At 42.4% G+C, this 13766-nt stretch carries 11 protein-coding genes; 5 read left to right on the top strand and 6 right to left on the bottom strand.

The window, feature by feature from the left end; genetic code table 11:
• Nucleotides 1-4: 4 nt before the first annotated feature.
• Both SKC38_RS00470 and SKC38_RS00465 read right to left on the bottom strand, forming a co-directional pair.
• A complete protein-coding gene (locus tag SKC38_RS00470; RefSeq protein ID WP_377974152.1) occupies nt 5-775 on the bottom strand; it encodes an SDR family NAD(P)-dependent oxidoreductase in 771 nt (256 codons plus the stop codon).
• A gap of 1 nt (nt 776) precedes the next feature.
• Nucleotides 777-1649, bottom strand: coding sequence for an alpha/beta hydrolase (locus SKC38_RS00465; protein WP_377974150.1), 873 nt, complete (start codon nt 1647-1649; stop codon nt 777-779).
• Between the two features lie 89 nt (nt 1650-1738).
• Here SKC38_RS00465 and SKC38_RS00460 point away from each other — a divergent pair, with 89 nt between their 5' ends.
• The 4 genes from SKC38_RS00460 (at nt 1739) to SKC38_RS00445 (ending at nt 5762) form a co-directional block, all read left to right on the top strand.
• Complete coding sequence (locus SKC38_RS00460) at nt 1739-2806, top strand: bile acid:sodium symporter family protein (RefSeq protein WP_377974148.1); 1068 nt, start codon at nt 1739-1741, stop codon at nt 2804-2806.
• A gap of 5 nt (nt 2807-2811) precedes the next feature.
• A complete protein-coding gene (locus tag SKC38_RS00455) occupies nt 2812-3939 on the top strand; it encodes an esterase (RefSeq protein ID WP_377974146.1) in 1128 nt (375 codons plus the stop codon).
• A 4-nt stretch (nt 3940-3943) separates the two neighbouring features.
• Nucleotides 3944-4918, top strand: a complete 975-nt coding sequence (locus SKC38_RS00450) for an amidohydrolase family protein (protein WP_377974144.1) — start codon at nt 3944-3946, stop codon at nt 4916-4918.
• A gap of 82 nt (nt 4919-5000) precedes the next feature.
• Nucleotides 5001-5762 carry a sterol desaturase family protein gene (locus tag SKC38_RS00445; protein ID WP_377974143.1) on the top strand — a complete coding sequence of 254 codons (762 nt, stop codon included), beginning with the start codon at nt 5001-5003 and terminating at the stop codon, nt 5760-5762.
• On the opposite strand, the gene SKC38_RS00440 is transcribed toward SKC38_RS00445, so the two are convergent.
• Genes SKC38_RS00440 through SKC38_RS00430 form a run of 3 tightly spaced genes read right to left on the bottom strand, consistent with a single transcriptional unit; the run spans nt 5751 to nt 10075 of the window.
• The gene (locus tag SKC38_RS00440; RefSeq protein WP_377974141.1) at nt 5751-7148 is read right to left on the bottom strand and encodes a TolC family protein; all 1398 of its coding nucleotides are present in this window, start codon (nt 7146-7148) and stop codon (nt 5751-5753) included. The two genes, SKC38_RS00445 and SKC38_RS00440, sit on opposite strands and share 12 nt — an antisense overlap.
• Complete coding sequence (locus SKC38_RS00435) at nt 7138-8445, bottom strand: HlyD family secretion protein (protein WP_377974139.1); 1308 nt, start codon at nt 8443-8445, stop codon at nt 7138-7140. The genes SKC38_RS00440 and SKC38_RS00435 overlap by 11 nt, the downstream gene beginning before the upstream one ends.
• Complete coding sequence (locus SKC38_RS00430; protein WP_377974137.1) at nt 8432-10075, bottom strand: peptidase domain-containing ABC transporter; 1644 nt, start codon at nt 10073-10075, stop codon at nt 8432-8434. Before SKC38_RS00430 ends, SKC38_RS00435 begins: the two co-directional genes overlap by 14 nt.
• A 131-nt stretch (nt 10076-10206) precedes the next feature.
• On the opposite strand from SKC38_RS00430, the gene SKC38_RS00425 reads away from it, so the two are divergent.
• The gene (locus SKC38_RS00425; protein ID WP_377974135.1) at nt 10207-10881 is read left to right on the top strand and encodes a TetR/AcrR family transcriptional regulator; all 675 of its coding nucleotides are present in this window, start codon (nt 10207-10209) and stop codon (nt 10879-10881) included.
• Nucleotides 10882-10932: 51 nt separating this feature from the next.
• Here the strand turns inward: SKC38_RS00425 and SKC38_RS00420 are convergent, their stop codons facing one another.
• The gene (locus SKC38_RS00420) at nt 10933-13539 is read right to left on the bottom strand and encodes a TonB-dependent receptor (protein ID WP_377974134.1); all 2607 of its coding nucleotides are present in this window, start codon (nt 13537-13539) and stop codon (nt 10933-10935) included.
• Nucleotides 13540-13766: the final 227 nt, after the last annotated feature.

Raw genomic sequence — 13766 nt, 5'->3', positions numbered from 1 at the left:
TTTTTTATTGCCCTCTTTTAGCCCTTAATGCCGGTAGTCCCACGCCAGCAGCATCAAATCCGCCATCGACTGCAATCATTTGGCCCGTCACATAACCCGCTTTTTCTGAGCATAAAAAATAGACGGTTTCAGCAATATCGCCAACCGTTGCCGATCGATTTAAGGGTATGCCATTGTAATAGGCCGTGATGATTTCAGGGGAATGAACGGCAGCTGCCAGTTGCGTTTTTACCGGACCCGGCGAGACACAATTCACACGAATGCCATAATCACCTAGTTCAACGGCTAATTGCTTCGTCAGGTGAACCACCGCCGCTTTGGATGTGCCATAAGCTACTCGCAAGGTACTCGCCCGAACAGCTGAAATGGAGCCGATGTTCACAACGGCACCTCGGCTTTCCTTCAAGGCTGGTATAGCTGCCTGTGTGCATAGAAATACGCCATCTAGGTTGGTGGACATGATTTTACGCCAACAGTCAAAATCGGTTTCTTCGAGCGGTTTAAACTCCGCCACACCTGCGTTGTTAACGAGTGCATCTATCCGACCAAAGGAATTCATGACGGTTTCAATCATGTGAGATACGTCGGCAGGTGACGAAATATCGCAAGCAATCGCAATCGAATTTTCGATTCCCGCAGCCGCTTTTACTACCTCGGATTCATCTCGATCAACGAGTGCAACGCGATATCCGTGGCTTTGAAATAATTGTGCGGTGGCTAAACCGATGCCGCGCGCGGCACCGGTAACAATCGCTACTTGGGTAGTTTGAGTCATATTATTGAACGGATGTACCGTTAGCTTTGAAAACTTTTTGGAAAAATAAGAAATGGCTCGGCAAGGAGTTTTGCCAGTAATCCCATGTGTGAGCACCGGGTCTTTCCGTAAAATCGTGCGGCGTACCATTGTAAACCAATCGGCGGTGTAATTCGCGATTGACGTCAATCAGAAAATCGTCTACCCCGCAGTCGATGATGATGGGATGGCCATTCTTTTTGATTTGCTCCGACATATTCACCACGGAGTTTTTGACGAATAAATCGTTCGACGTATCAGATGTTCCAAAAAGTTTCGCAAAGCGATCTTGCAAGGATTTGGCAAATGTTTCATTCACGCGGAATTTGGTATAATTCATATCCATTGCACCGCTCATGGTTCCTGCCGCGCCGAATAAATCCGGATGGCGTGTAGATAAATACATCGCTCCGTGGCCACCCATGGATAGGCCGGTGATGACACGCCCTTTCTCGCTTTTTACGGTGCGGTAGGTGGCGTCAATTTTTGGTAAAACTTCCTTGATAATGTAGGATTCAAACTGACTGGATGGGTCTGGGCTGTCCATGTACCAACCGAATGTTTCCCCTTCTGGCATGACCACGATGAAGTTGTATTGGTCGGCCAAATTTTGAACAAGTGATTTATCGGGTGTTAATTTCAACCAATCGCTGAAGTGGCCTCCGCCACCGTGTAATAAATAAAGAACAGGAAAGGCGGATTTGGATTTCGCATAGGATGCAGGCAAAACGACCGCGGCTTTGTAGGCCTTGTTCATGATTTTGCTAGGTACATCTAGACTATCAACCGTGGCAGCTTTAAGTGGGGAAAGGGCTCCTAGGCAACATGCCAAGGCAATTAATCGAAAGTTTTTCATGTTAAACGGTTTATTTCTTTAAAGTTAGGGGATGGAGGTGGAGACAAAAATTAATTTTCGCTATTTTTATCAAAATAAACCTATTAAACATGAAACACCTTCTTTGTCAGGCCTGTCTGGGCTTGGGATTGCTTGCGGGCATTGGATCCGCTATCTGCTTTATCTTAGGTGTTTCGTTTGCCCCAATTTTACTGATTTTCTTTTTTACTTTGCTTGCGCTGGGCTTTCAAGGGCATGCCATATTAAAAGGGTTTTCTTATACATTTTTCATTTTCGCAGCTTCCACATATGCCTTCACGTTTCCGGAAAACATGGTTAGTTACCAGGGCTTTCCGCTGAAGAAACTCGTTACACCCTTATTGGTTTTAACGATGTTTGGCATGGGGATTCACATGAATTTGACCCGATTTGTGGAGATTGTCAAATCGCCCAAACCCATCTTTGCCGGCATATTCTGTCATTATTTGATCATGCCTGGAATCGGGTTGTTGTTGGCGATGTCTACAGACCTTCCGCCTGAAATTGCGGCGGGGATTATTCTGGTGGGTTGTTCGCCAAGTGGCATGGCCTCTAATGTCATGGCATTTATTTCTGGTGGGAATTTAGCTTTGTCGGTGACCGTCACCGCGATCTCCACCTTGCTCGCACCCTTATTTACGCCTTTATTGATGAAGATATTGGCGAACCAATTGGTCCCTATTGATTTTTGGGACATGTTTTGGCACATTACAGAGATTGTCATTTTTCCGGTATTAGCGGGTTTGGTGTACAATCAATATGCCTATGGGAAACAGAAGTGGTTAGATGAACTCTTGCCTATTTTGTCCATGGCTTCGATCATTTTCATTGTGGCCTTAACGGTTTCGGCGGGACATCAAGCATTAATGTCGATTGGCTGGTTATTGATTGTATTGGTCTTAATACACAATATTGCAGGGTACTTTTTCGGTTACCGAATTAGTAAATGGATGGGAATTAATGAGCAAGATTCGCGGACGATTGCTTTTGAGGTAGGCTTGCAAAATGCGGGTTTAGCCTCAGGCATAGCCGCCAAAATGGGTTACATCGCCACGATGGGATTGGTGCCAGGGATTTTTGGTTCGATGCAAAATATTACTGCCTCGATTTTGGCGAATTGGTGGGGAAGAAAAAAATAAACAATATGAAAAACTGGATTCTTGGCGCTTGCCTATTGAGCAGCGCAGCCTTATGGGCACAACCTTCTCGGCCGGCACCTACGCCGAATGACACCTTGAAATCGACGGAAGTATTGCCGTCTAAACAAGTAGTTTTCCGCATCTATGCCCCGAGAGCTAGCCAAGTAACGGTTTCTGGGGATTTCTCAACAAGCTTTGGCCCGAAACAATTAAGCAAAAATGACATCGGCGTTTGGTCCTATACGACGTCGGAAGCGTTGGTAGCGGATGTCTATTCTTATGATTTTGTTGTGGATGGCGTAAAGACGTTGGATCCGAAGAATACGCAATTGAAAGAGGGTGAAAATGGCTATTCGAATTTGTTCGAAATCAATGGTCCCGAATCAGCTTATTGTGCGTTGCGTGACGTACCACATGGAAGCGTAGAAAAAGTTTGGTTTCAGTCAAAGGTGACTGGCAAGCCGACGCGTTTCCATGTCTACACTCCGCCAGGATATGAGAAGATGAAAGATAAATTGCCAGTTTTATATCTCCAACATGGCGGAGGAGACAACGATGCGTCTTGGCTAACGGCCGGTCGGGCGAATTTTATTTTAGATAATTTGTTAGCCGAAGGTAAATGCAAACCCATGCTTGTTGTGATGCCGATGGGCCATCCGGGAACTGGATTTTTCATGAATCCGGGCATTGATGAGGATCCTTATTACAAGCAAATGTTCACGGAAATTATGCCGCTGGTTCAAGAGAAATTCCGCGTCAAATCGGATCGGAATCATACGGCGTATGCGGGCCTTTCGATGGGAGGATTACAAGCGTTGAATATGGCTATTTTTGCTCCAGAGAAGTTTGGCTATGTTATGCCTTTGAGTACGGGATATTTTGCGGCCCAAAGGAAAATGTTGGTCGAAAAATATGCGGATAAACTCAAGAATCCGGCAATTAATCAATTTAAATTATTTTGGATTTCGATGGGCGGGCAGCGCGACATTGCCTATGAAAATGGCTTGGCGGTCAATGCTATTTTTGACCAATTTGGCATTAATTATCAAACGAATACGTACGATGGCGGCCATACGTTTTTAACTTGGCGCCATGATTTAGCGACTTTTGCACCTAAACTATTTAACGATTAAAAACATGAAAAAACTCTTTATTGCCTGCCTAGTAGCTTGTGGATTTCAGCTCGCTGCCCAAACCAAACATTTGCCTATTATCGATGTCCACGTACATGCGATGAAGGTTAATGCGCAAATGGCGAATGATATGTCGCCTTGGTTTCTAAGTAATATGCCCGGAACGGATCCGAATGAACCCATGCCCAAATTCCTGAATGGCGATGGCGCAATTTCCTTAAAAGCAGCTAAATCTGACCAAGAATTTCAAGAGGAGTTGATGAAAACGATGCAACGTTTGAACATGACGATTGTTGCGTCAGGTGATCCATCTGTGATTCGCAATTGGAAAAAAGCGGCAGCACCAGATCGCGTGATTCCGTCGATTGGATTTAGTTCGGCAGATGGCATTACGGTTCAAGCGTTTGAAGATTCGCTGAAGACTGGATTTTACAAGGTTGTAGGAGAAATTGGTTTACAATACCAAGGTATTTCGCCGAGTGACCCTAAAGTGGACAAATATTTTGAGGTCGCTGAGCGTTTGAATATTCCTGTGGCGATTCACATGGGAACAGGCGGAAATGGGATGGCAAATTTAACTTCGCCTAAGTATCGTGCCTCGATGGGAAATCCCTTATTGTTAGAAGATTTATTAGCGAAGCACCCAAAATTAAAAGTTTGGGTGATGCACGCGGGCTATCCGATGATTGATGAAATGGTTGCTTTGATGGGTGCGAATTCGCATGTGTATGTGGATTTGGCGGGAATGATTTGGTCATACCCTTTAGAGGAAATCCACATGTATTTACGTCGGTTAGTGCAAGCAGGATTTGGCAAAAGAATCATGTATGGAACGGATTTAATGGTGTGGCCTAAATTGATGGAAACGTCGATTGGGGTGATTGAAAATGCGCAGTATTTATCTTTTGACCAGAAACGAGACATCTTGTTTAATAATGCAGTTCGCTTCTTCCGACTGGATCCTGCGAAATATCAATAACATCTAAAGGGGAGCTTGCTCCCCTTTTTTGTGCTTGCTTTTCAGAATAGCATAATTGGAAGATTTTGTATAATTTCGGCCGATGAATTTTTCAGGTGATAAATTTCTAGAAATCTTACGCATAGTAGGTAGCCGCTATTTTATCTTGGCTGGCATCGCCTTTTTTATTTGCTATTTCATCTTGAGGAATCGCATCGCGGCTAAGAAAATTCAATTGCGCTTCCCAGAATCGAAAGATTACCTGCGTGAAATGCTGTATTCATTTTCAAGCATGTGCATTTTCGCAGCCATCGTGACAGCTGTGGTTTTTAATCCCGCTATTCGGCCGCATACCACTATTTACAAAGACATCGCCGAATATGGTTGGGCTTATTACTTGCTCGCTTTTCCAATCATGTTTCTACTGCACGATACGTATTTTTATTGGGCGCACCGCTTGATGCACCATCCGGTACTCTTTAAGTGGGTTCATTTGGTTCATCACAAATCAACGAATCCATCACCTTGGGCTGCCTATGCCTTTCACCCTTTGGAAGCGATAGTGGAAAATGGAATTATCATTTTGTTTTACTTTTCGATACCGATGCATGTGACACATGTACCGATTTTCTTCCTATTTTCCATTATTTACAACATTTATGGACATCTAGGATGGGAGTTATATCCCAAAGGATTCAGTACAACGCGTATAGGCCGCTGGGTGAATACCGCGGTGGCGCACAACCAACATCACAAATACTTTACGGGGAATTACGGCTTGTATCTTTTGTTCTGGGATCGTGTGATGGGAACCCTACGAACGGATTATGACAAAGCTTTTGCGGAGGTCAAATCAAAGTCCTGAAGTCTCGCTCAAAATACCCGCATAAGCTTGCAAACTCACCGTCGTTTTTAAGAAATACGTTTTCAGGTCGATTAATTTTTCTGCGGCTTCTAGGGCTTTTACTTCCCGACTGTTAATCAAAAACAAGGAAGATTCTCCCAATTCAAACCGCGATTCCTCGGCTCTGACAAGTGATTGGTAATTTGCCACGGCAGCTTCTTGCGTTCGAATCTGCTGCTTAAGGCTTTCAAATTGTTTGTAATAGCTTCGTACTTTAATCGCTACTTGCAAGGATTTTTGGTTAAGATTCAGCTGCTCTTCCTCTAATTTTAATTTCGCTTGTTGGTAAGCTCCACGACCCTCTGAAAGACGCAATGGTAACTCAAATTTCAATCCATATTTGTAATTGTTTTCCAAAAATGATGCTCCATAAAGTGATGGTCCACCTTTTGACAGATGGTTATAACTAACATCTAGTTTGGGTAAAAGGCTCTGAAATTTCAACTTTTTCTCAATGCCCAAGGCATCCAATTTCAGTCGGTAAGCGTTAATTTCCGGATGATTTTGCGTCGCTTTTTCCACAAGACTTTCGAGGTTAAGATCAAAGTTAGCCAACAGCCCTGCCTCGTTATTTTGTGCTGGGATAACCTGTTCGGGAAGGTCCACGGGGTTATTTTCTGCCGACCATAAAAATGCGGAAACTGCTAGGCGCGCATTGTTAAATTCAAGTATTTTGGCATATAACTGATTTTCAAAACTTTGTTTTTGCGTCAAGGCTTCTAAGGTATCGATGGCCGGTCGGTCACCCAGCTCCACACTCTTTTTCACAAAGGCGAGTCGGTCAGTTGCCTTCTTGTAATTCGTTTCAACAACCATTAGGGCCTGATGGCTTCGCTGCCAAGAAAAATAGCTTTCCATAGCTTCTAGCAACAAGGCATTGAGCTCCTTGCGCTGATCTTGCAAGGCCATTTTTTGCATAATTTTAGCTTGTTGGAGGGCTGCTCTGCGCTTATCCATCACGAGGTTTTTCGCCAAAGGAATTTGAATGCCCAAGTAGCTTGTCTGTCCCATGGTTTGGCTCGGGTCTAATCGCGCGCCTTGAATATTTTCGATTCCAGCATTCAATTCGATGCCATACCATGTGGGTATGGATAAAGCAGGTGCATGGTAATCGATGTAGTTTTTGCCGTCCAGTGTCTTTTGGGTGCTGTAATGCTGAATAACAGGGTCAAAAGCTCCGCGTGAAATCAGCAATTGCGCATCGGATTTTTTAATCTCGATGACCGTTTGCTTCACAATCGGGTGGTAGTTCTGTACAATTTGCCAAAACTCGGATGAGCTCAAGGTTTTTTGTTGGCCAAAACTTGCCGTACACACAAATAATAAGAATAGGACTTTATTTTTCATTCTTTTTAGCCTTTTTCGCTGTGTAATAATCTGCCGGGAAGCCATTAATATTTCGCCACAATTCATACCAAAGCGGAACGTCATTTAACAAGGCAATTCCTTGGGCACCAGCTCCAATGCGAAGTCTTCTAGGCCATTTTTTAATGCTTGGGTCTTCAACAACTATGACCCGAAATAGCCCAGCATCATTTATCGTATTTTCCACCGTTAATACTTTTCCGGCAAAGGTTCCGTAGGACTGATCAGGCCATCCTCCTGCGAAGATGATCGCAGGATATCCATCAAATATCAGTCGGACCGCCTGTCCAGATGCAACGAGCGGCAAGTCTACCGGACGAACAAAAATCTCTACGGCTACATGATTATTGTCGGGAACGATGGTCAATAAATCTTCCCCTTCTTTAATGATTTCCCCGATACCCGATTTTTGCGCTTGGATGATTTGACCCGCTTGCGGCGCAATGATGTAGTACATCCCATTACGAATCGTGTAATTGGTGACTTGGTTTTCAAGTTTTGCCACATCGCCACGGTTGCTTTCCACTTGGCTCAAACTTTGAAAACGATCACTTTCCGCCTTATTGATTTTTTCGCCGTATTCCTGGTCCACGCCTTTTAGTTCAATCTGCGCATTCGCAATCTCTTGTTGGGTTTGATTGACCTTATTTTCTGCAACTGTTTTTTTTGCCAATGCGTTTTGCATGGATACGTTTCGTTGTTGGAATTGCGTCTGCGAAATGAGTCCTTCCCGGAACATTTTTTGATTTCGTTCGAATTGGTCTTTGGCTAAATTGTAGTCGTTTTGGCTTGCGACTAATTCGGCGTTTTCGCCCACTAATTTTTGTTGGAGCTGCTTGACCTTATTGCGTAATTGCTCTTGCTTGTAAGTTTTCGCGTTACGCAAATTGTCCATTTGTGCATCAGTGGCCGTCACTTTTTGTTCGTAATAACGCATGGATTCCTTTTTCGCTTGGAGTTGTTCCTGCGTGCGAGCAATTAAATTCGGGTCGAGGTACTCGCCTTTGATTTCAGTGATTTTTGCCAATGTATCACCTGCTTGCACGGTATCTCCTTCTTTCACCCACCATTGGCTAATTTTACCCGCAATAGGGCTGTAGATTTTTTGCGGTTTTTGCTCCTGGTAGAGACTCGTGACATGACCTTTGCTTCGGATATTCTGCGTCCAAGGCAAGAAGATTAGTCCCAAAGAAATGAGCAACAAAGCAATAAGCCAAGGTTTAATTGCCGTGCTTTTGCCTTCTTGGTAGATGTGGTCAAATGCATTAAATTTTTCCATGGTGCATGTTAATTTGTTGGTCTGTCAATTTGTTGAAATCTGTGTCGTTCGATACGACAATGACACTCGTATCCGCGGGCAGATTGATCAGGTATCTTTTTATTTTTTCTGCGGTTTCTTCACTTAAACCAGCCCAGGGTTCCTCGAGTAATAGGAGTTTTTTGTCTCCACAAAGCGCACGAAGAATCAGGATTTTTCGAATGATTGTTTGTGGTGTTTTCTTTCCGATCGGTTCGATAATTGTGTCAAAACCTTCAGGGAAATGATGTAATAAATCATCAAAGCCAAGTTCCTGAGCTTTTTGAAGGATAAAAGCCGGGGAGATTTCTTTTTGGCCTAGACTAATATTTTCCCAAAGGCTTCCCCCAAAAATTTCTTGCCCATGCAACAGCACGCCGGTATGTTTACGCAGGCTTTGTAGGTTATAGTTTTGAATCGGGAAGTGATTGATTTGGAAACTACCTAGAAAGTCTTGGTAATTGCCGGTCAACATACGTAGTAGAATTGATTTTCCAGATCCTTCCGGGCCTGAAATACTTACTTTTTGGCCCGGCTTGATACGTAAAGAAATCGAATCAAGTACTTTTTTGTCGGCATCAAAAGAAAAGCTAAAACCGGTCATCTGGATGTCTAAACCTTTTTGTATGTCTAATTCAAGTTTGCCCGAGTGCTCTGTAGGGCTCTCGGTAACACTAGCTATTTTTTCAAGTCCGGTAATGACATCGTATGCACTATCCAGGCTGATGATTAGCTTTTCCACGGCCCCGATGACCATCAAAATGACAATTTCAGCGGCGATGAATTCACCTATGTTTAATTGTTGTTGGACCAATAAATAGGTTCCCAAGGTGAGCATCAAAATCGTCAAACTCACTTTAAAGAAGATGAGCGATTTGTATTGGAACAACAATACTTCGAAATGTTGCGTGCGTGCGTGCAGGTATCCACGCGTATGGGCATTCGTTTTTTCGTAGTTTAGGTTAGACCCTTGGCTGAATTTGAAAGACTTGAGTGTGCGTGCCATTTCATTGAAAAAGCCCACCACTTCATATTTGTAATTTGATTCTTCGATGCTCGTGCTAATTCCCTTTTTGCTCGTATAGCTCAAGATAAGCACAAGTAAGATGAACAAAATAACGCCTAAAAGGATGAACAAAGGATGATATAACGCAAGCAATAAAATACCAAAGAGAATCTGTACACTCGCGATGGGAATGTCGAGCAACAATTTGGCAAAGCCTTTCTGAATATTCACGGTATCAAAAAAACGGTTCACTTTTTCTGGGATGAAATAATGATCCATTTGCTTTAAATCTAAACGAGGAATCGTATCCGCAAAGGCATAGGCGTAGTTGGCAAATATCCGTTGCTGTATCGTCTCGATAATTTTCATTTGATTGATTTGCAGGAGGCCTACCAAAAATACGCCTAAAACAACTAAGAAAATTAGCACATAAATGGAGCTCACCATCGTCGCGCCCATGACCAATCCGATGATGGTTTGCACGCCTAAGGGAAGGCTTAAGTTGATCAAACCACTGAGCATGGAGAAGAGGTAAATGGATGTAACCTCCTTTTTATGCAGATTTACCAATGAAGCAATGCGCGATAATGGATTTGAATGTGTCATGTTTTAACGATTGTGGCACAAAACTAAAAATACTTTTTAAAATAATAGTAATACTATTGCAAATAAAATTAAAATATATTTTGTGGTAGTATTATTATCGTCTATTTTTGTCGGGGTAAAACAATATAACCATGGATTATTCATTAAGTTTTAAGGTCAACGAGCATATTTATTTACGGGATCCGGAAGGAACTGAATTAGGGAAGCAGATTGTCAAGCATGCGATTGAATTAATCAATGAAGTAGGATTTGAACATTTTACGTTTAAAAAATTGGCCGTAGAAATGAATACGACAGAGGCCTCAATTTATCGCTATTTTACCAATAAGCATCGTTTGTTGCTATATATTCTAAATTGGTACTGGTCTTACATGGAATATTTAGTGGTTGTTCAATTAGAGCCTATTCAAGATTTGCGTGCCAAATTAGAACGTGTGGTGGAGTTGTTTACCCGTGAATTACCTGAGCGTTTTGGGCAGTCGGACTATAATAAGAATGTTCTCCATCAAATTGTGATTGCGGAAAGCAGCAAGGTATATCTTGTGAAAGAGGTAAAGGAGATTAATGAAAATGAGGTGTTCAAGCCCTACAAGGATTTGTGTGCTCGGATTTCTGATTTAATTAAGGCCTACCAACCGGCATATCCTTTTCCGCATTCTTTGAGTACAACGCTAATTGAAACGGCTCATTCGCAGCTATTTTTCAGTACATATTTGCCTAAATTAACAGATGTCAATAGGCAGTCGAAAGAAACCTTTGTTGAACAGTATTTGAAAGATATGCTTTTTAAAGTAGTAGCTCGCTAACAATAAAAACGACCCAATTGGGCCGTTTTTAAAATCTTATTTAGTTGTTCCTTATTGCATCTGTTGCATATCAGCCCCGCTGTTATTATTTCGTTTCATCTGACTCATATCAAACTTACCGAAACGTACGGATAAAGTTAACCGCACTTGCTGTGGATTTGAAATCCGATATGAGGTCTGCGTAAATCCATCTCCCAACGAAACGCGCGTATTTCCACGTGTCTTTGTAATATCATTGAATGCTAAAGTCAAAGATGCCATATCATTTTTCAAGAATGACTTTTTGATCGCTAAATCAATGCCATAATATGGCTCCACATAGCCTTGGGACGAACTTTGCGCCTGCATGCCCGGAGGGCCCATTTGGCCTTGATTTTGACTTACGGGCATATTCGTTTTTCCTTGGTAATCTCCCGATAATTGAATCACCCATTTATTCGGCAAGATGAAATTGTTGTTGATCTTACCAAAGGCTGTCCACATACCATCCGCCACAGCACCAGAGCTTTCAATGTTGCTTGTGTTGATCTTCGAATTATATACGTTCACGTTGGCCGTAAAATCCCACCAATTTTGAAACTTGTTGGTATACGTTAACTCAGCCCCATAATTAATGCTTGAATTCGCATTGATAAATGTATTTATCAAATCCATCTTACCGCTGATCGGGTTGATTTCTTTGCTGTAATAACGGGTAATCAAATTGTCGGTGTATTTGTAATAACCCGAGAACAAGAATGTGGCAGATCCTTTTGTCTTGCTATAAGAAAGTTCGCCAGATGTTGTGAACTCAGGCACTAAATTCGCATTTCCACGGGTGATATTTAAGCTATCGCTGTAATCGACAAATGGAATGATTTGGAAGAAATTAGGCCGATTTACCCGGCGCGTAATGCTTAATTGTAATTGATCCGTTTTCGATAAATCCTTCTTCAAGAAGATGGAAGGGAATAAGCTCAATGGATACTTGTTGCTGAATTGTTGCTTGGTATTTATCAATTCCCCTGAATAGTTCGAACTCTCGCCACGCAAACCTAATTTATATGAGAAGGCCGTTGTTTTGCCTGAAACGGATACATAAGCCGCATAGACATCATTTGTACTTGAATAATTGATGGATGCTGATGTGATCTCTTTATAAACATCTGATCCCACAGGTTTTAGGGTGTTTATGTTTGTATTGGCCAGCTCATTAATTTGAGCTCTTAAACCCATTTCAATCGTACCCTCGTTTTTGATGGGTTTTACATAATCCGTTTGAATCGTGATGAATTTGTTCTTGCCATCTCCTATGTTCTTTTGGATTTGAGTTCCTGTTATCGCGTTGTTATTAAGGTAGTTGGTCGTAATCACCGATTCCCCTTTATTCGTTCCGCCAAAGAAGTTCATGTCCATCGTTAACTCTTCGCCAGCTTTCGGGAAGGTGTGTTTGAAGCCAAACTGGAAACCTTGTGGTTTAAATTCACGTAAACTTTCCGTGTAACGATTGCTGAATGATTTCACGCCATTCACTGTACTTGTGATGTCCAATGTTTCATTGGGTCTAAATTGACCACCCCCACCGAAGAATGCACCTAAAGTTATCGTAGACCGATTTGTTACAGCGTAATCTGCTGAGAAACGAGGGAAAAGCATGAAGCCTTTCGTTGAGTTATCTAGGTTTTGATAAATGGAAGATTGAATTCCGCCAATGTTCGCCTGACGATCGCTATAACCATTGGAAACATTACGCTCCATCATGTTCATGATCGTTGCTGTCAAGTTCCATTTATTTTGTTGGTAACTGAAATTACCCATCAAATTGGTTCCTCCTCTGCGGTTCACACCCGCATTCACCATACCGTTGTAACCGTTCTTTTTATTTTTCTTCAATACGATATTGATGATGCCCGCCATGCTACCAGATGCATCGTATTTCGCTGATGGGTTCGTAATAACCTCCACTTTTTCGATGATATCGGCTGGGATTTGGTCCATGGATAGGGTGGTAGGCCGACCGTCGATGAATAAAATCGGGTTTGCATTACGCACTTTTACGTTACCGTCGATGTCCACTTGCACGGAAGGAATATTACGCATCACGTCGATCGCAGTACCTCCAGATGTCACGATGTTTTGTCCTACGTTGAATGATTTTTTATCGATATCCATTTCAACAAGCGCTTTTGTTCCTGTTACGACGACAGCATCAAGTTCTTTGGAGTCGGTTGCTAATTTGATATTTCCCAAATCTTTTTCGAAGGCAGCCATCATTTTCGCCATCATTTCTGGATCGGGTGCTTGGCCGGGTTTCATGCCACCCATGGGAGGCATCGCGAAAGCTACAGGAGCTTCATAATTTGTGAAACCTACAAAGCTGATTTTGATTTTCAACTTAACGTTGATTGGAATCTCTTTGAAATTAAAGTCCCCGTTCAATTCTGCTTGTTGGGCTTTAACTAAAATATCTTTCGGTTTTTTTGTTGCCGGGTCAATCGTCGTTTTTAATAAAACAACCGATGCGAATTCGACCGGCTTTCCTTGATCGTCAACGACTTTTCCATAGATGTGGCCGCGATTCATGTCGGGCATTTTGGCTCCGGTTGGGGCTCCTGGAACTTGTGCGAATGCAAATAATGTGCTAATCGAAACAAGGGTAGTTAGAATGAATTTTTTCATTAGGCGGATTGAATAATATTGTACCTCAAAGATACATTGGTGATATTTTAGTTTGTTAATTTTTCTGCTCAGCGGTCGAATGTATAGATGAAAGTGGGGAATGTTGAGTTCAGTCGCTAGTCTAATAGTTTTATTTATAGCCCCAGACTTCAGTCTGGGGATCCCTAGGCTAAAGCCTAGGGTTATAAGTTTCAATTTCGAATTTTGGGTTATTTTAAAATCACCTG

The sequence above is a fragment of the Aquirufa echingensis genome, from assembly GCF_042714525.1.
GTDB lineage: Bacteria > Bacteroidota > Bacteroidia > Cytophagales > Spirosomataceae > Aquirufa > Aquirufa echingensis.
Note: the sequence above shows the minus strand (reverse complement) of the source record. Positions and strands in the feature narration are given on the sequence as shown.